This is a genomic window from Aeromonas sp. R10-2 (genome assembly GCF_040908445.1).
GTDB lineage: Bacteria > Pseudomonadota > Gammaproteobacteria > Enterobacterales > Aeromonadaceae > Aeromonas > Aeromonas veronii.
Genome location: NZ_JBFODS010000080.1, coordinates 1 through 19,241, shown reverse-complemented (window position 1 = coordinate 19,241; position 19,241 = coordinate 1). Strand labels below are relative to the sequence as shown.

The 19,241-nt window shown below is 59.0% G+C and carries 9 protein-coding genes and 1 pseudogene; 6 read left to right on the top strand and 4 right to left on the bottom strand.

Annotated features, from left to right (window positions below; all coding sequences use genetic code 11):
* The first annotated feature begins 7 nt into the window (after positions 1-7).
* From AB5Y97_RS15835 to AB5Y97_RS15815, 5 genes are all read left to right on the top strand, one after another.
* Entirely contained in the window at positions 8-3,133 is a 3,126-nt protein-coding gene (locus tag AB5Y97_RS15835) for a multidrug efflux RND transporter permease subunit (RefSeq protein WP_201948211.1), read from the top strand.
* 807 nt (positions 3,134-3,940) lie between these two features.
* A complete protein-coding gene (locus AB5Y97_RS15830) occupies positions 3,941-5,239 on the top strand; it encodes a putative glycoside hydrolase (protein ID WP_368158420.1) in 1,299 nt (432 codons plus the stop codon).
* Between the two features lie 61 nt (positions 5,240-5,300).
* Positions 5,301-6,590: a carbohydrate porin gene (locus AB5Y97_RS15825; RefSeq protein ID WP_234920643.1), complete on the top strand. Its 1,290-nt coding sequence runs from the start codon at positions 5,301-5,303 to the stop codon at positions 6,588-6,590.
* Positions 6,591-6,664: 74 nt separating this feature from the next.
* Entirely contained in the window at positions 6,665-7,534 is an 870-nt protein-coding gene (locus AB5Y97_RS15820) for a MalM family protein (RefSeq protein WP_042084007.1), read from the top strand.
* Positions 7,535-7,675: 141 nt separating this feature from the next.
* Positions 7,676-8,698, top strand: a complete 1,023-nt coding sequence (locus AB5Y97_RS15815) for a LacI family DNA-binding transcriptional regulator (RefSeq protein ID WP_042084009.1) — start codon at positions 7,676-7,678, stop codon at positions 8,696-8,698.
* 330 nt (positions 8,699-9,028) lie between these two features.
* On the opposite strand, the gene AB5Y97_RS15810 is transcribed toward AB5Y97_RS15815, so the two are convergent.
* The 3 genes from AB5Y97_RS15810 to AB5Y97_RS15800 form a co-directional block, all read right to left on the bottom strand.
* A complete protein-coding gene (locus AB5Y97_RS15810; RefSeq protein WP_368158416.1) occupies positions 9,029-10,357 on the bottom strand; it encodes an ABC transporter substrate-binding protein in 1,329 nt (442 codons plus the stop codon).
* A gap of 10 nt (positions 10,358-10,367) precedes the next feature.
* Positions 10,368-12,341: a methyl-accepting chemotaxis protein gene (locus AB5Y97_RS15805; RefSeq protein WP_158656077.1), complete on the bottom strand. Its 1,974-nt coding sequence runs from the start codon at positions 12,339-12,341 to the stop codon at positions 10,368-10,370.
* 93 nt (positions 12,342-12,434) lie between these two features.
* The gene (locus AB5Y97_RS15800; RefSeq protein ID WP_274160322.1) at positions 12,435-15,155 is read right to left on the bottom strand and encodes a glycoside hydrolase family 3 protein; all 2,721 of its coding nucleotides are present in this window, start codon (positions 15,153-15,155) and stop codon (positions 12,435-12,437) included.
* A 676-nt stretch (positions 15,156-15,831) separates the two neighbouring features.
* Here AB5Y97_RS15800 and AB5Y97_RS15795 point away from each other — a divergent pair.
* Positions 15,832-18,183 (top strand): glycoside hydrolase family 9 protein, encoded by a 2,352-nt coding sequence (locus AB5Y97_RS15795; protein WP_234920644.1) that lies wholly within the window; start codon positions 15,832-15,834, stop codon positions 18,181-18,183.
* A 511-nt stretch (positions 18,184-18,694) separates the two neighbouring features.
* Here the strand turns inward: AB5Y97_RS15795 and AB5Y97_RS15790 are convergent.
* Positions 18,695-19,241 (bottom strand): annotated as a pseudogene (locus AB5Y97_RS15790) (IS3-like element ISAeme20 family transposase); the annotation flags it as partial.

The following is a 19,241-nucleotide window of genomic DNA, read 5'->3' as shown; positions in this document are numbered from 1 at the left end:
GTTATCCATGCCGCAGTTTTTTATCCATCGCCCGGTGTTTGCCTGGGTGATCGCCCTGTTCATCGTGCTGGCAGGGGTCATCGCCATCCCCGAGCTCCCCATCTCCCGCTATCCCTCGGTGGCGCCGGTGTCGGTGACCCTCTATGCCACCTATCCGGGCGCCACACCGCAGACCCTGAACGATGCGGTGGTGAACCTTATTGAGCGCGAGCTGTCGGGAGTGAAGAACCTGCTCTACTTCGAGTCGTCGGTGGACGCCTCGGGCAGCGCGCAGATCACTGCCACCTTCAAGCCGGGCACCGATCCGGAGCTGGCCCAGATGGACGTGCAAAACCGCATCAAGGCGGTCGAGCCTCGCTTGCCACAAGCGGTGCGGCAAACCGGCCTGCAGGTGGAGTCCGCCTCATCCGGCTTTCTGATGATGGTCGGCATGACCTCACCGGATGGCCGCTTCGATGAAGTTGCCCTCAACGACTACATGGCACGCAATATTGTGCAGGAGCTGCGCCGCATCGACGGGGTAGGACGAGTGCAGCTGTTCGGCGCCGAGCAGGCCATGCGCATCTGGGTAGATCCGGCCAAACTCGCCGCCTACGGGCTGACCATCGGCGAGGTGGCGCAGGCCATCGAGCAGCAGAATATCCAGATTGCCCCGGGGCGCCTCGGTGACGAACCCTCCCTGCCGGGGCAGCGCCTGACGGTTCCCCTCACGGTTCAGGGGCAGCTGACGACCCCCGAGGCATTCGCCGCCATCGTGCTGCGAGCCGGTGGTGATGGCGCCAAGCTGGTGCTGGGTGATGTCGCCCGGGTCGAGCTGGGGGCGCAATCCTACGCCTTTTCCAACCGCGAGAACGGGGTAGCCGCCACCAGCGCCGCCATCCAGCTCTCCCCCGGCGCCAACGCCGTGCGTACCGCCGATGCGGTGCGCACCCGTCTAGCCCAGCTCGCTCCCACCCTGCCAGCGGGCATGGCCTATTCGATCCCGTTTGACTCGGCCCCCTTCGTCAAGGTCTCCATCGAAAAGGTGATCCACACCCTGCTGGAAGCCATGGTGCTGGTGTTTATGGTGATGTTTCTCTTCCTGCAGAACCTGCGCTACACCCTGATCCCGGCCATCGTCGCCCCCATCGCTCTGCTTGGCACCTTCGCGGTGATGCTGCTGGCCGGTTTTTCGATCAACTCCCTCACCATGTTCGGCATGGTGCTGGCCATCGGCATCATAGTCGACGACGCCATCGTGGTGGTGGAGAACGTCGAGCGCCTGATGGCCACCCGGGGGCTGTCGCCCCGGGAGGCGACGTCGCAAGCCATGAAGGAGATCACCGGGGCGGTGATCGGCATCACCCTGGTGCTCACGGCGGTGTTCCTCCCCATGGCGTTTGGCAGCGGCTCAGTGGGGGTCATCTACCAGCAGTTCACCCTGTCGATGGCGGTGTCGATCCTGATTTCGGCCTTCCTCGCCCTGACCCTGACGCCTGCGCTCTGCGCCACCCTGCTGCGTCCGGTCAGTCCGGATCATCATGAGAAGCGCGGCTTCTTCGGTGCCTTCAACCGGGGTTTCGAGCGGTTCACGGCAGGCTACGGTGCGCGGGTAACCCGGCTGGTCGGGCGTAGCGGACGGATGATGGCAACCTTTGCCGCCCTCTGCACCGTGCTGGCCATCACCGCCGCCCAGCTGCCCTCCTCTTTTCTGCCGGACGAGGACCAGGGTTACTTCATGACCTCCATCCAGCTGCCGACCGGCGCCACCAGCGAGCGCACCCTTGAGGTGGTCAAGGCCTTCGAGGCTCACGTCGCCTCTCGAGAGGCGCTGGACACCAACCTGGTGGTGCAGGGCTTCAGCTTCTCCGGCGCAGGCCCCAATGCCGCCATGGCCTTCACCATGCTCAAAGATTGGGATCAGCGTCATGGTGCCACGGCAGCCGAAGAGGCAGATCTGGCACAAGCAGCCATGGCAAATATTCCTGAAGGCACGGTAATGAGCCTGCTGCCACCCGCCATCGACGAGCTGGGCACCGCCTCCGGCTTCACCCTGTTCCTGCAAGACAGAGCCAACCGGGGAGATGCCGCGCTGCTGGCCGCCCAGGCACAACTGCTGGAACTGGCCGCCAAAAGCCGGGTAGTCAGTGATGTGTATCCCGACAATCTGCCTCCCGGCGAGAGCATTCACCTCGAGATCAACCGACAGAAGGCCGAAGCCATGGGACTCTCGTTCGCCAGCTTGAGTAGTACCCTGTCGGCCGCAATGGGGTCGCTCTACGTCAACGACTTCCCCAACGGCGGGCACATGCAGCAGGTCATTCTGCAGGCCGACGCGTCGGCGCGCATGCAGCTCGATGACGTGCTCGGCCTGCGGGTGCGCAATGCCAGCGGCGGCATGGTCCCCTTGCGGGAGGTGGTGACACCGGAATGGCGCGAATCGCCGCAACAGATGATGCGCTTCGATGGCTTCCCTGCCGTGCGTATTGCCGGGGGGGCAGCGCCCGGCATCTCCAGCGGAGCGGCGATGGCGGAGATGGAGCGTCTGGTGGCGCAATTGCCGCCAGGCTTCGCATTGGCCTGGACGGGACAGTCGTTGCAAGAGCGCCAGTCGGCCGAGCAGGCCCCCCTGCTGATGCTGTTGTCGGCGCTGGTGGTCTTCCTGGTTCTGGCGGCACTCTATGAAAGCTGGTCGATCCCGCTCTCGGTGATGATGGTGGTGCCGCTGGGCCTGCTCGGTGCTGTCGCGGCCGTGATGCTGCGCGGCATGCCCAACGACGTCTTCTTCAAGGTGGGCATGATCACCATCATCGGTCTGTCGGCCAAGAACGCCATCCTCATCGTGGAGTTTGCGCGCCAGTTGCACAGCGAAGGGCGCTCACTGCTTGATGCGGCTGTCACTGCTGCCCGCCTGCGCCTGCGCCCCATTCTGATGACGTCGCTGGCCTTCACCCTCGGGGCGGTGCCCTTGATGCTCGCCAGTGGCGCCAGCGCGGAGACCCAGCATGCCATCGGCACCGGCGTGTTTGGCGGCATGATCAGCGGCACCCTGCTGGCCATCGTCTTCGTGCCGGTCTTCTTCGTCTTCGTCATCGGCACCCAGGCGCGCATTCAAGCCTGGCGGGCGAAGCGAGCACAGCACCGATCATGCTGACCGATGCGCAGGTTTGCTGGCCCTGGGGAGGCGATGATCATGCAGTGCATGCCTGGCACCATTCTGCGTTCCTTCGAAGATGATGAGCGTGCCATGGTGCCGGGCACGTGGTTCATGGCCGGTGCTGCGGGGCGACCCTATCGCGGGTTACCTCTCCGGGGTTTGTAACCAGCCCTACGTCGCCGGTTCATCCTTGGTCTTCTCCAAGATTGCGATCTGCTATCTGGCACAAGGGAATTGCACCATCCCGAGTCGGTGCTGACCCAGCAGGAACCCGGCCTCAGCGTCGCTCTGACGGCCGACTCCCTGCATCATCGACTGCATGTTGTCTGCCATCACCAGTCAAGGCTAGACACTCCTGATGCTTGAACCGCTGGAGAGGCCCCCGCAAGGTTGATGACAGCCTGGATCTCATTCAGCACACCATGAAATCGAAATCAATCTAAATGTTACTCAGAAATCGACACATCGCAATCACCTCAGACACATTGCTGATCTACTCCAATATTTTCCCTCTGATATTCAGCCTCAAGAGAAAAACAAAATAAACTATAAAAAACAATGAAATGAACTATTTTCGTTTAAAGGTGACTCTTTTTTTCGCATCCCCTCCGCTGGTCATAAGGACACATTTTCTGTGATTTGAAACACAAACTTTGATCATCACAGGGGATAAGCATTGCTTTGGAAATCGATTTCAAGAAAATAAGCTCAGTATGATTTGCTTTGACATCGATTGCATGATGGCAGTTTGAGTCTCGACAATTCATCGTGATGGACATTTTCCCATTGATTGGAGTGGTCAGTATGAATGCAACAAAAAAAGGACTTTTAGCAACGTTGATCGCCGCAGCCTTGCTCGGCGGATGTGGCGGTGAAGAGAACATGTCTTCTAGCAACGGCAGTGAAACGCCTCCTGGTGAAACACCTCCAGGCGGTGAAGATGGCGCATTGTTGCTGTTTGGTGTTGGAGCGAACGCAAAAGTCACCCCCAATATTCAGTCGGAGAAGAATAACTGGAACCTTCAGCCAGTCACGGCTACTCCTGTGGCCATGACCAGCATCAGTGCGGTGCTCATCAACAATGCTGGTACCGATGACACCGCCGATGTGCAGGTAGCCGGTGACGGAGATGGCACCTTTATGCTCAAATCCGCCACCCCTCTGAACCTGAGCAAATACGCCTCCGGTTTCATCGAGTTCCAGCTGCGGACCAAGAGCAAGGTGCCGGAAGTGCTCAATGCCTCCATCGACAACGAGTATCCCAACCGCAGCAGCCTGCCCATTGCAAGCGCCCTGACCGGTTCCGGCGACTGGGAAACGCTCACTCAGCCCATCAACTGTATGAAACCCTTCCCCGGTGCCACGGCCATCAAACTCGCCACAGTTGGCACACCGTTCCACCTGGCTACCAAGGAAGCCTTCAACTACGAAATCACCAATATCAAGTACTTGCTGACCACAACGGCAAAACCGGTTGTAGATCCCATCACCTGTGAAGCGCCAGGCACCGATCCTGGTACTGACCCCGGTACAGGCTCTGGCGTCAACAACGCCCCTGCACTGGGTGTAACCGATACCGCCCTCTACTACTCAGGGGATAAGAGCCAAGCGATTGATCGCACCGCAGCCTATCCAGTTGGGTCGTGGGCTCTCAATGGCAGTGACATCTTGTTAACCGATGAAAACCAGATTGTCACGATTGATCTACTAGGCAATGGAGGCGTCTTCTTGGGCTCAGACAGCGCCGATGGGGATCTCTCCGCCTATCAAGACGGCGCCATGCTGCTCGACCTGAAAGTCTCCAGCTACGGTAACTCCCCCAACATCCAGATCCGCATGGACGGTACCGCAGGCCCAGACGTTGGCACCTTCTTCACCATGGACAGCAACATCGTGCCCGATGACGACACCTGGTACCGCTGCATCCTGCCGGTTGCCTCTCTCATTCCGGCGGCCAACACAGGCTCAGTACAAAAGGCGCTCCACATGGGTGGGGCATGGGATGACATGGCCGGACTGCGCTTCTCCTTCACCAACGTGGCCCTGAAAACAGCCATCCCGGCAGACTTTGACAGCAATCAGCCCTGCCAGCAGATCAATTGATAACGCATTGAATTTTCGAAAAATCGATTGAAAATACTATTCTACGGATTGGAGCAATAAGATGAAATTGAAGTCACTCGCCTTGTTTGTCGGGGCATGTTGCGGGCTGGTAATACCCGCAGTATCGAATGCCGCCGAGAGTTTTGGCTTCCACGGCTATATTCGTGCCGGCTCAATGTTTGACGCCAAGGATAACTTCGCCAAGGCGGGGTACGAATATGAGATGGACAAGACCATGGGACGCCTGGGCTCCGAGCTGGACAACAGCTGGGAAGCGGGCCTGAACAAGTTGTGGGACCTGGGCAGCAACAAATCGGTCAACATTCACTTCAAGGTGGAGTCCGATGCCGATGGCCTGCAAACCCGTGCCGCGCCCCGCGAAAGCGGTGTGTCAGAAACCTATGTGGAGCTGGGTGGCATCACCCCGACCGGGACCATGTGGGGCGGCCTGCGCTATTACGACCGCGAGAACTACATCTGGACCACCGACTATTTCTACACTGACTACTCGGGGACCGGCGTCGGCATCAACGCCATGGAGATGGCGGGTGGCAAGTGGGACTTTGCCTATATCAACAGCAACGATACCAGCCACTCCGACCGCGCCAATGGCACTGAAGCCACCATGCACACCCTCCACACCGGCGCCCTCTACGGTGCCTGGGACATGGAGATCGCACTCAAGCAGATGCCCAGCAACGAGTTCACCGGCGACAACAAGCAATATGCAACCAAGGGGGCAGAAGGAACCGTCATCTATTCCCGCGACGACTTCTTCTTCATGCCGGGCGGATTCTCCAAGTTCATCGCCCAGGCGGGGCGTGGATTGGGTTCCGGCGACTTGCTAGGGGCCAATCTGACCAATACTGCCATGTATCGCAAGGGCTCCCTGTATCAGAAGACACTGCAGGACAAGGCGGATGGCTACAAACCCTACCAGTCCAAGGTGATGGAAGGCGATCAATCCTCCCGCCTATTCCTCTGGGGTGGCTGGTATGGCGCCAATATTCATCTGCTGCCGACCCTCTCCTACCAGTACAACGACTACGAGCTGGGTGGCCATGACTCTTGGTATGCCGCATCTCTGCGCCCGGTATTCCCGATCAATGAGTTCTTTTCCATCCAGACGGAAGTCGGATATGTGAAAAACAACCTGATCATCGATAACGTCGAACGGGGTGGCACCTCTCACAAGGTCAGCATAGTGCCGACCTTCACCGTCAATACCGGCATGGGGCCCTCACCGGAGATCCGCATTCTGACGACCTATGTCGATCACAACAACGAGACCCCCTGGCAGGAAGACCGGGAAGATTTCCTGGTCGGTGTGCAGGCGGACATGTGGTGGTAGGTTAGGTCGCGATACTTATTTTCACTATAATCTCGGGTCCCTTGGGGGACCCGCATTGCATACGAGGAAACACGATGAAGGGAACGAAACAGTGTCTGCCTTTCCTGGTCAGTCTGTTGATGGCCGGGTGCGTCAGTAAAAGCCCGGAGCATCCGCCAAGATCGGCCACCTCCGACTTGCAGCAGCAGCTTCAACATGACCGAGAACAATTGTCGGGCAAAATGGCGATCGCGGCATTCAAGGATCTTCGCTTCCAGCCCTTCGGGCAAGAAAGCCGTTGGGTAAATGTGGGTACTGACAGCCCGGTTTACGCATTCGATTCGGGCAAAAGCTATGTGATGGCATTCTCATTGCCCGCTTTCCCCCAAGCTGCCCGCGTCAAAGTAACCATCCCAATCGACTATACCATTTTTCTGCCCAGCATCCTGTTACTGGACGAGAATCACCACCCCGTTCAAACCATTCCCAGCTCCTCTTTCAGTTATAACGGCCGTTCATTAATTTCAGGACAGAACATCCAGGGAGAATTTACGATTCCGGCCCCCATCGGCAGCGTCCGAGCTGCCTATATGGTGATCTATTCTACTACGCTGGATATGCAAGGCAGCACCAGGCTCAATCCCGACGATCTCCAGCGCGCAATGCAATATGATCGCTCCACGGATGTCGCCCGTCTCATCAATGTGGATGTGCCCCATTCGGCCACCGGACGATTATATTTGGCACTGGACGCAGAGGCTGCTGTAAATGCGACACCGAACGCAAAAACCATATCGCCCGTGATGATCACCGCAGATAAAGCACTAGGTGAACTGGATTATTATCAACATATTCGCACTGCGGTTGTGAGCAAAAACTACGAGCAGGCTCTCGCCTGGGTCAAGGCCGCCGAACAGGCCGGTTTTACCAAAGCAAGAGAGGTTTTTTTTGCCGCCCAGCAGTAGTGGGCCCCTCAATCTGAGGCGAAGCATCATTGCTTGTCACCACCAAGGGAAAGGGTTATCCTAAGCCTCTGATTTATTGAGAATATATTCTTGTAATATTGGTTATAGCCAAGGGTTTTCACAGTCGAGTACGGAGGGCGGATGTCGAAGTCAGCTCAGGAGAAAAAAGCCACTGTCTATGATATCGCCAGACGAGCCGGTGTCTCGGCAAGCACTGTATCCCGGATATTAAACGGCTCGGCCAAAGTGGCCGCAGATAAACGCCAAGCGGTTGAAGATGCAATTCAAGAATTGAATTTTCGTCCCAACCTTATGGCACAATATCTGAAAACGGGTCAATCCATGACCCTTGGGGTATTGACTCAACATGTAGAGAGTCCATTTTCCAACGAAATGTTGCGTGGTGTTGAACATACCCTTCAGGGCATGGAGTATGTGCCGCTGATTGTCAGCGGTCACTGGAATGCGGAAGAAGAAGTCGAACGGTTGCGCCTGCTGGTAGCTCGTCGGGTCGATGGTCTTATTATTTTGACCGGCCACGTAAATCAACAAACGCTGCTCGAGTTTTCACAGCAAATACCCATTGTTGCCACTGGCCACAATATCATGACCGAGCGGGTACATTCCTTCAGCATCAATAATCGGCTGGGTGGCTACATGGCAACTCGCTATTTATTGGATCTGGGTCATCATGACATCGCCCACATTGTCGGCTTACCGGATCAAAACGATGCCATCGAACGTCATCATGGTTATCGCCAGGCCTTAGTCAGCGCGGGAATCGAATATGATCCATCCTTGGTCATCCAAGGGGATTTCGCCGAGGCTGGTGGCCTGAATGCAGTGAAGAAACTGGTGCAGAGTGGCCGGAAATTCTCAGCCATATTCTGCGCCAACGATCAGACCTGCTACGGGGCTATTTTGGGGCTCAAGCAGTGCGGCTTAAGGGTACCAGAGGATGTTTCACTCATTGGTTTTGATGACCTGCCATTCTCTACCTATTCCAACCCGCCATTGACCACGGTACGCCAGCCCATCTACGAGATGGGGGTCAAAATGGTCAAGACTCTGTTGGGTTTGATCGAGGGCACGGAGCCAAACTCGGACGAACTGCCCGAATTGAGCATTGTGGTGCGTGATACTACACTGCCGTACAAAGGATGAATGTCGACTGGGGGTTGTTCCCTGCGCAGCATCCGCTCAAAGCGGCCTTCGGGCCGTTTTTCTTTTGTCAGCCGCCTGTCCAGCGAGCGACTTGTCCTTGTCGCATCTTCCACCTTGTATCTCTGACGTAGCACAGACTCCACACACAACCCGGCGTACCTCTTCTACCGGCCCCTCAATCCGGCTGGCTCCATAAAACCAGCCAGAGCCTGGCAATGACAACCCGATGACATCTGCCTACAAACCGGCCCTGATGGAAAAAGGCGCCTGAAGGCGCCTTGAAGAGTCTGCTGATCGCTGCGGGGGATTGCCCTGTGGGCGTGTCCACCGTCAAGGCGCAGCGAAGGGAGACTCCGTCCCGATAGCTGTGCTGGTTGCCAGCGTGGGAAGATGCTCGTCCGCCTCACAGAGACGGGCTCTTTTTGCCGTCTTCTGGGGGAGATACCAGCTTGCCAACCCCTGCTGGATGCGCGCGGCGGCGGCTTCCGGCGTCATGGTGCCGAGCACCACGGATTGCGATACCTCCGCAAGCTCTGTGGTAAGCAATGGCTCACCCCGGATGAGGAACTGCGCCCCCAGACGCAAGGTGGAATCGCAGGTATCCCGCCAGCCCATCATGGTGCTCGCCACCGGATCCTTGAGCTCGAAGAAGTGGTTGGAGAGGGAGAAAAAACCGGGTACCGAATTGGAGAAACGCTCGGCAAAGTCGGCGCTTGCCATCCACTCCACCAGTTTCAGGGCGGCCTCCTTGTTCGGGCTGGCGGCATTGATGCCGATCCCCATGTCGGTGTGATCGGTGAAATAGCAGGTGTCCCCCTCCCGCGCGACGGGGGGCGGGAAGGCACCAAAATTGACCTTGCCGGTGAACTGGGCCAGCGACCAGGAGCCCGCCACTATCATGGCGGCCTTGCCCGCAGCAAAGGCATCCACCGCCTGTGCTTCGGTGGCATCGGCAGGATGGTCCCCTATGTAGGGCCGCCAGCTCGCCAGCTCACGAAACGCCGCCACATAAGGGGCATCGGTCACTCGCGCCTGACCGTTGATCAGCGCCAGGCGGCCATCTTCCCCATGCCAGTAATTGGGACCGATATTCTGATAACCAAGCTCGGAGACCACCCAGCTGTCGTGAGCCGCCAGTGCCAGCGGCAGATAGCGACCATCCTGCTTCACCTTCTCCAGCACGGCGAAGAAGTCGGCACGGGTTCGCGGCAGTGTCAGCCCAAGGGCGTTGAAGATATCGACATTGAAGTAGAAACCCTGGATCACGGAGGCAATGGGCAGGCAGAAGGTCTGGGCCCCGGAGTCGGTCTGCCAGGCGGCCTTGGCAAAGCTCGGGAAGTTCTCCATCCCGGGCAGGTCCGTCAGATCCAGCAGATGCCCCTGCTGGAACAGCCGCAGGGACTGATCATAAGGGCGGCAAGTGATGAGATCCCCCGCCTTCCCCGCCGCCAGCCGCTCGGCAAGCTCCCGATCGTAATCCGCCGAGCGCTGCGAATGCAGCTTAAGGGTGATCTCGGGATGGATCGCCTGAAAACGGGGCAGAAACTGCTCCTTCCAGAGCGCCTCGTCATCCACGCGCCAGGTTTCCAGCACCAGCTCCTGGGATACCGCCGCCGTACTCAGCCCCCAGACCAGCAGGGCACTCACAGATTTCCACATCGCCTCTCTCCTACACCTTGAAACGGGCCACCAGACTCTGCTGCTGGCTGGCCAGCCCCGACAACACCTCACCACTGCTCGCCGATACCCGGGACGCCTGCTCGGTCTCGTGAGCCACGTCTGCGATGGCCGCCACGTGCTGGGCCACTCCCTGACTCACCGAAATCTGCTCCGCTGCGGCATAAGCCATGTGATCCGCAATCTCCTTGATGGCCTCCATGCGCGAGGCGATCCCCGCCAGGGCACTCTCGACATCCCGGGTCTGCTGCACACTCTGCTGGGTCTGCTCATGGCTCTGGGCCATCACGCTCGCCACATCGCGGGCGCATCCCTGCAGGTTGTCGATCATCACCTGGATCTCCTGGGTCGCCCCTTGTGAACGGGTAGCCAGCGCCCGCACCTCCTCGGCCACCACGGCAAAGCCCCGCCCGGCCTCCCCGGCACGGGCCGCTTCGATGGCCGCATTGAGGGCCAGCAGGTTGGTCTGTTCAGCCATGCCACGGATCACCTCGAGAATGTTGCCAATGTTGCTGCTGTAGCCTTCGAGCTTGCGGGTGATCGCCATGGCCCCGGCGATGTCGGTCGCCAGTTGTTCGATGCCATCCCGATTGGCCTGCATCAGATGACGTCCGCGCCGGCTCTCGTCATTGGCCTCCCCCACCTCCCGACGAACATGATCGCTCGAGCGCGCTACTTCGGTCGCACTGGTCTCCAGCTCGAAGATGGCGGCCGCCACCTGATCGGTCTGGGCCTTCTGCGCCTGCACCTGCGACATCACCTGCTCGCCGATCTCCGCGGTCTTGCGCGTCTCGCTCACCAGGTACTCAGAGCCGGTCTGGACCTCCATCAGAAGCGTCTTGGTGTGGTGGGCCAGCTGGTCGATGGAGTTCGCGACCTCACCAAGCTCGTTCCTGGCGGGGTAGCGAACCCGCAGCGTCATGTCCCCTTGTGCCATCAGACCGAGAACCCGATTGATCCGCACCAGCGGCACCTGGATGCTGCGGGCCGTACTCCAGGCAACTATGAGGGCGATGAGCACGGAACACAGGGCCACCATCACGATCCAGGTGCGGGCGCTGTCAACCGCGACGTCGGCACTCAGCCTGTCCTCCTGCATGCTCTGGTTGCTGATGGCGATAAGCCTGTCCAGGACCTCCCCCAGTTGCTGGCTCTGCGCCTCCTGCTGTTCACGCAAGCCATGGAGTTGCTGGCTGATTTGCTGACGGCGCACCAGGGTGGCAATCAGCCCCTTGTCGCCAAATACCAGCTGGGGAATGCGCGCCACATGGCGGGTGAACCTGGCCTTGACGTCATCGGGGACAACAATCCGCTCCAGACGCTGGTTCGCAATGTCGATGTCTTTGGCCAGCACCCCCTGTAGCGCCACCAGATCCGTGTTGCCGTCGGCACGCAGGATCAGCTTGAGATCCCGTGCAATACCGCTGGTGATGAGCTCCGCCTTGTTCTGCAAAGAGCGCCGCCCCGCCGTGTAACGCACCAGCAAGTCCGCCGCCGAACGGTAGTTGTCGTCCAGGTGCAGCAGCTCGCTCCGCATCCGTGCGAGCACCCGCTCCAGCTCGACCGACTCTTCGTGCAGGCTCATCAACTGCTCAGAGATGGTAAACAGCCGGGGGGCCTGGTCGGTGACCCGGGCGAGTTGCCGCTCACTCTCGGTATCGAGTGTCAGGGCCGCGAATGCCTTGATGTGCTGCTCATAGCGGACCTTGTCATGGGCAACACGCTGACGGGACTCGGGGAACGCCGACGTCTCCCGGATGGCGAGATGCGCCAGGCTGTCCCTGTCAGCCATCAGCAATGCGGCGCGCAGCCGGCTGGCGGTCAGGGCCTGAGGCGTCGCCTCCTCGGTCACCTGCTGGAAACGACCGTGAATGGAGGTCGTCTTCAGGTAACTGATGGCCCCGAGCAATAGCAACAGGACCAGCAGCAGCGTAAAGCCCAATCTGATCCGCTGTACGATCGACATCCTTCTCTCCCACCTCTCCCTCCGCATCGGGGCGGAGCCGGTTATCAAGGCACCAGGAGCCCGACAGGCATCCTGGTGCATCTGGCTGACGGCTTATCGACTCAACCTGCCCTGGCAATCGAGCCTGACCACTTCCCCTGAGGCCCCCAGCAGAGAAGCCGGTACCCAGCGTACGGTCGCCATGTCGATGCGTGCCTGTCCACTGGTGCCCAGGATGAAGGGGGTATTGACCTTCGCGAAGTCCATGCCCTCTTCGAGGCAGCGCAGGGGCAGACTCAGGGTCACCCACTTCTGCGGGGGCAACTGGCGCAAGGCCGGAGCAATCTCGATGGACTTGCCGCAGGGCCAGCCACACTGCAGCCCCAGCGTCATGTCCCCCGCTGGCGCTTGCTGCACCCGCAGCGTCACCTGCAGCTCGCTCTCGCCCTTCAGGTAGGTGCGACGATCCGCCCCCTTGACCTGGGTGGTCTGCAACTGGATCGTGGCCCCGGAGTCGATACCCGGCTTGTCCGCCCCGAGGAAGGTGACCGCTCGCGCATCCTGCTGGCGCAGGTAGTCGATGGGCTGAACCTTGATGAAGGTCATCTCGGTCACGCTGTTGCCGGAGACTTCAGTCCCCGTCCAGTTGCTGGCGTCCCCCATGCGCAGACGGTGTTCTTCACCCGCCTTTGGCCCGAACAGCTCGAGCACCTTGTCAGCGGCGCTCAGTTTGGCGGGGTCGCTCTCGTTGCAGCCGAAGGTACGTTTATCCAGGGTCAGGGTATTGAGGTTGCTGACCCGGGCCGCCACAGGGGAAGGCTTGCCGTAGCTGAGCCCGTAGCCATAGGGGAAGAGCGGTGCGTACTCACCCGCAGGATCCTGCTCGAAGGCTGGGCGCTGCCAGCCCGGGATATGGGTGGGCGTGCGATTGATGGTGGTGGCGCACTTGCTAAAGGGCCACGAGAAGGAGAGGCGTCCCTGGAAGTCATGGGCCACCTTGCCCTTGGCATCCCTGAACAGCAGATCGGTGATCCCCTCCCCCTCGGTGCCCGGCAGCCAGGCGGCGACAAAGGCGGAAGAGAGATTGAGCTCCTCATTGACGTAGAGCGGACGTCCGGAGAAAAGCACGGTCACCACGGGGATGCCGGCCGCCTTCAGCCGCTTGAGGGTCAACAGATCCTCGTGATAGCTGCTCTTGAGATCCCCATAGGCAAGGGTCTTGTTGTCAGGAATGTCGCCGAACCACTCGGCATAGGGGTCCTCCCCCATGACCAGGATGGCGACATCGGGCTTGGCTCCCGCAAACTCACCGGATCCCGTGCTTACCTGCACATGATCCGCACCGACGGTGGCGGTCACCGCATCCAGTACGCTCTGGGCACTGGGGAAATCACCGCGCCCGTTCTCGCTGCCTTGCCAGGTCAGGCTCCAGCCCCCAACCTGCTTGCCCAGATCGTTGGCGGCACTCCCAGCCACCAACACCCGGCTCTGCCGGCTCAGGGGCAGGATCCTGTCCTCATTCTTGAGCAGCACCAGCGACTTGCGTACCGCCTCCCGGGCCAGCGCCTTGTGCGTCACGGCACCAAGTTCACTCTGTTTGCCCGCCAGCTCACGGGCCGACGGCATGGGTTTCTCCCACAGCCCGGCCCGCATCTTGACCCGCAGGATACGCGTCACGGCATCGTCGATCCGGCTTATCGGGATCTGCCGGCTCGCCACGCCATCGAGCAGGCTCTGGCGAAACTCCATCCAGTCCTTGCGCGCCGTGACCATGAAGATGTCGACCCCGGCCAGCACCGCAGGCAGGCAGCTCCCCATGGTACAACCGGCGATCTCGCTGTGACCGTTCCAATCAGAGACGACAAGGCCATCAAAGCCCATCTTGTCCTTGAGCACGTCGGTCAGCAGATAGCGGCTGCCGTGCAGCTTGCCATTGTACTCAACCCCGTCTTCTGGCAGCACGTCGCGGTTGAGCTCGTTGTGCCAGCTGTTGAACGAAGCCATGACCACCTGGGCACCGGCATCCAGCCCCGAGAAGTAGCCCACCGCGTGCAGGTTGCGCAGGTCCTCTTCCGAATAGAAGTTCTGACCCCGGTCGACCCCGTTCAGGGTACCGCCGTCCCCCACGAAGTGTTTCACGTTCGAGATGACATGGCGCTGGCCGCGCAGATCCGTCGCGGAACCTTGCAGGCCACGCACCATCTCGCCGGCATAGTGATAGACGATGGCGGGATCTTCGGAATAGCCCTCATAGGTCCGGCCCCAGCGATCATCTCTGGGCACCGCCACCGTCGGGGCGAAGGTCCAATCCAGCCCGGTGGCGGCCACTTCCCGCGCCGTCACCTGGCCGATACGGTAGATGAGATCCGGATCCCGCGCCGCCCCCAGGCCGATATTGTGCGGGAACAGGGTCGCCGCGAAGACGTTGTTGTGGCCGTGCACCGCATCGGTCGCCCACATGAAGGGGATGCGATACCCCCTGCCCTCAAAGCCCGCTTCCGCCGCCTGCCAATAGGTGTCGGCCTGGTGTGCCCAGTCCTGGGCCGACGCGTGTTTGTTGTTGCCGGGCCAGCCCCCCCCCCCGTTGAGGACGGAGCCAATCTTGTAGCGCGTCACCTCCTCAGGTGTCACTTCACGAAAGTCGGGCTGGATCATCTGGCCAACCTTCTCCTCCAGGGTCATCCGGGAGAGCAGAGCCTGGATCTGGCGCTCCATCCCCTCGTCCCTGGCAATAGCGCTGTGGATCTGCGGCCAGGTGGAAAAATAGGGCATGGTCGACAACTCATCCGCCATCCCGGCACTCCAGATGCCGCACCCCACGAATAGGCAGGTCATAGACCTGGTGAGACCTGTAGTTTTACGCATTTTCCTTATGACTCTCCGGATGTTCTCGTTCATCGCCTGGACTCATCGTTCATGACGAGTCGTTTTGAAAAACAGTTAAATTTGAAATCGATTGCAAGGATATTAAATGGTAAACAGAAATCTCTTCGTCATTCCAGCAGTATCTTTGTCATGCCATGACAAAGATCCCGCTGAAAGAGAAAATAGTGATGCAACTCACAAACTCGGGAGCGTGCCTCATCAGCAGAATACCCAGGAAGGAACAGAGAGAATGGGTAGACTCACGTCAGAAAGATCAACAAAATAAAATTAAAACAATAATTTAAATGCGGCCAATCACATTGACTTGCCGCATGAGCTGTCTGGAACGACACCGATATGGCCAAACGGCTGGGGAGTCAGAGGAATGTTGAAAGGATTCAATGGAATTCAATTCAAGTGCATGAATATATCAATAAACGAAAATTTGCCGTCTCCATCACATTTCATAAAAGCAAACTTGATCTGCCAAAAAATTTACTGTTACCTGAATCGTGAAATCGATTTCCACTCAAGAGTTGTGTGTGAATCTTGACAGTGAAATGCGGGCCGCAGGATGACTCGGTCATTTTCTGCGTGAGTGCGAAAATCGACACCATTATTTCCGTCTGTGATCAAAGGGGTAACAATGAAAATATCTCGGCTTAGTGCCCTGACGCTTGCCATGTCTTGCGTCATTGGCTTGCATGGCTGCTCCCTGCCCAGCGCAGGAGCATCTGGTTCAGCTACCTCCTCGGCATCTGCCGGGCCTGTGGGTGAATTGCTGACCAATGGGGACTTCCAGGGAACCGATGGATGGTGGACGGCCGGGGGGACCCTGAACGCCGAGAACCAGATGGGCTGTATCACCTTCACCGAGTCGGGCTCCAATCCCTGGGATGTCATCCTGGGTCAGTCCAATCTCGGCCTGGTGCAGGGGCAAACCTACAAACTCCATTTCACTGCCATGGCCAAGAGCGACATCAACGTCAAGGCCCTGATCCAGCATGATGGCGCCCCCTACACCAACTACATGGTGCAGGACCTCGCCCTCGGCAGCACGCCCAAACCGTTCGATATCCAGTTCACACCTTCTGCCACTGACGAGAAGACCCAGTTCCAACTTCAGATGGGCACCCAGACACCGACCACTGTCTGTATCGGTGAAGCCACGCTATCGGGCCCCTCCTTGATCAAGAAATCGGAGCTGGGCGGCGTGCGCGTCAACCAGGTCGGCTATCTGAGCAAGGCTCTGAAACGGGCGACCATCGCCACCGACAGCAAGGACGCGCTCCCCTGGACCCTGCGCAATGCCCAGGGTGAGACCATCGCGGAAGGCAAGACCACGCCCTTTGGCCTGAATGCCGCATCCGGCGAGAACGTACAGATTGCCGACTTCAGTCAGGTCACCACCCCGGGCACCGGCCTGGTACTGGAGGTCGCCGGCCAGAAGAGTCATCCGTTCAGCATCGGCAATGACATCTATCACACCATGAAATTCGATGCCCTCTCCTTCTTCTATCAGCAGCGTAGCGGCATCGACATCGAAGCCAAATATGTCCAGCGCCCCGACCTTGCTCGCCCGGCAGGACACAAGCCCGAGAACGTAACCTGCTTCAACAAGCTGGACGCCAAGGGCAACCAGTGGCCTGGCTGTGACTTCACGCTGGATGTGACCGGCGGCTGGTACGACGCCGGCGATCAGGGCAAGTACGTGGTCAACGGGGGGATCTCGGTATGGACCTTGATGAACCTTTATGAACGGGAGCAGTTGGCGAAAGAGGGTGACAAGAGCGCCTTTGCCGACGGCAAGGCTAAAATCCCGGAACAGCACAACGGCCACAACGATCTGCTGGACGAATCCCGCTGGATGATGGAGTTCTTCCTCGCCATGCAGGTACCCGAAGGCAAGAAGGCCTGGGTACCGGTAGGAGATCAATCCAAGCAGCTCGACAGCCTGAAACTGACCGAGATCGATGCCTCAGGCATGGTCTTCCACAAGGTCGCCGATGAAGCCTGGACCGGGATGCCGCTCCCGCCCCACAAGGATCCACAGCCCCGTTTCCTGAGCCACCCCAGCACGGCTGCGACCCTGAACCTGGCTGCCACCGCCGCCCAGTCTGCTCGCGTATGGAAAGATCTGGATCCGGCCTTCGCACAGCGCAGCCTGCAGGCAGCCGAACGAGCCTGGAAGGCGGCCAACCGCCATCCGGACATCTATGCCTATGACAACTTTGTGGGATCCGGTCCCTATGATGACACCAACCTGAAGGACGAATTCTACTGGGCTGCCGCCGAGCTATTTGCCACCACTGGCAAAGCCGAGTACAAGCAGGCCGTCCAGCAGTCTCCTCTCTATCTGGCCGCCCCCAAGGGGGATCGCAGCGCAAGCGGTGATCTCTACTGGCAGGATCTCAGCAGCGCTGGGACCATCACGCTGGCCATGGCGCCTAACAAACTGGGCAAACAGGAAGTGGAGAAGGCGCGCGCCGCTATCATCGCCGCAGCTGACGGCTACCAAAAGAGCGTGGCGACAGAGGGTTACCTTATCCCCTATCAGGCTACCGAATACCCCTGGGGCTCCAACTCCAATCTGATGAACCGCAGCATCTTCCTCGGGTTGGCCCATGACTTCACGGGGGAGCGCAAATACCTGCAGGCCATGTCCGATGCCATGGACTATGTGCTGGGCCGCAACCCCCTCGACCAGTCCTATGTCTCCGGCTACGGCAGTCGCCCTCTGAAAAATCCGCACCACAGGTTCTGGGCACATCCAGTCGATCCCGCGTCTCCCCTGGTTCCCCCTGGAGTGATGTCTGGAGGCCCCAACTCCATTAATTTCAGTGATCCAGTTGCCTCTACCATGAAAGGGAAGTGCACCGGCCAAACCTGCTGGAAAGACGAGATTGGCGCATGGACCCTGAACGAAGTCACTGTCAACTGGAATGCCCCCTTCTTCTGGGCCGTCAGCGTGCTGGATGAAGGCGGATTAACCCGTTAAGTGCGCACCCGATGCTCCGTCACCATGGCGGAGCATTTTCCCCTCCCGACCTTGTCCCTATGCAGATATCGGGCCTGTGTCTATCTTTTTCCCAATTTCCCATCAATGCAAACGCCACAGGGCGAATAGAGAAGTGGCCCCACAAACTCTTGCGTCCCGCCCTTATCCACAGCCTTTACGACAAAGTTATGCCTCCTGAGTGCTTCTCATCCACCTTTGGGCGCTGCTGATTTTCTACCGTTATACCGTGCCATTAGGCCTGCTGACGCAATACGGCAGCCGCTCAGAGCAATCTCTCCTGCGGTGCAATACAGCGCTACATGCATGTAGATGAGCCCGTGCCAGTACCTGAAATCGATACTGTCATCATCCCTTCTGGCTTACGGCAAGGTTAGGTCAACGCCTCCATCGGAGCAGGGTTTTGCCCTGGGTCTGTGAGCTTCTGCAATGAAATCTTGCAACCATCCCACATCTGAAGTGAGGTGTCCTGACAAGATCGGACAGTCCCGGATCAAGCAGCCTGAGCAGTTCTCCAATACCTCTTGTTAAACTCCGCCGGGCTGACATTGCCAAGTCGTGAATGCCGACGCTGGCGGTTGTAAAAAATCTCTATGTATTCCTGAATCGCTGCCTTGGCCTCCGCTCTCGTCTCGAATCTATGGTGGTGAACCAGTTCATTTTTAAGAGACCCCCAGAAGCTTTCTATCGGGGCATTGTCGAAGCAGTTCCCCTTGCGTGACATGGAGGTCTGCATGCCAAATTGTACCTGGAGAGCCCGGTAAGCCTTGGCACAGTACTGACTGCCCCGGTCTGTGTGATGAATAAGCCCAACGGGTGGCCTCTTCTGCTGCACAGCCCGAAACAGCGCCTGACTGACCAACCCGGTGGTCATTCGCTCTCCCATCGCATAACCCACTATCTCACAGGTAAACACATCCTTGAGACCAGCCAGATAAAGCCAGCCTTCGTCGGTGGCAATATAGGTGATATCACCGGTCCAGACTTCGTTGGGCTTCGTCGGCGCAAAGACCTGACCAAGGAGATTCTCCGCCACGGGC

Excerpts from the sequence above, each read along its gene's own strand:
- AB5Y97_RS15835 (WP_201948211.1), top strand. The coding sequence starts at position 8 with ATGCCGCAGTTTTTTATCCATCGCCCGGTGTTTGCCTGGGTGATCGCC.
- AB5Y97_RS15830 (WP_368158420.1), top strand. The coding sequence starts at position 3,941 with ATGAATGCAACAAAAAAAGGACTTTTAGCAACGTTGATCGCCGCAGCC.
- AB5Y97_RS15825 (WP_234920643.1), top strand. The coding sequence starts at position 5,301 with ATGAAATTGAAGTCACTCGCCTTGTTTGTCGGGGCATGTTGCGGGCTG.
- AB5Y97_RS15820 (WP_042084007.1), top strand. The coding sequence starts at position 6,665 with ATGAAGGGAACGAAACAGTGTCTGCCTTTCCTGGTCAGTCTGTTGATG.
- AB5Y97_RS15815 (WP_042084009.1), top strand. The coding sequence starts at position 7,676 with ATGTCGAAGTCAGCTCAGGAGAAAAAAGCCACTGTCTATGATATCGCC.
- AB5Y97_RS15810 (WP_368158416.1), bottom strand. The coding sequence starts at position 10,357 with ATGTGGAAATCTGTGAGTGCCCTGCTGGTCTGGGGGCTGAGTACGGCG.
- AB5Y97_RS15805 (WP_158656077.1), bottom strand. The coding sequence starts at position 12,341 with ATGTCGATCGTACAGCGGATCAGATTGGGCTTTACGCTGCTGCTGGTC.
- AB5Y97_RS15800 (WP_274160322.1), bottom strand. The coding sequence starts at position 15,155 with ATGACCTGCCTATTCGTGGGGTGCGGCATCTGGAGTGCCGGGATGGCG.
- AB5Y97_RS15795 (WP_234920644.1), top strand. The coding sequence starts at position 15,832 with ATGAAAATATCTCGGCTTAGTGCCCTGACGCTTGCCATGTCTTGCGTC.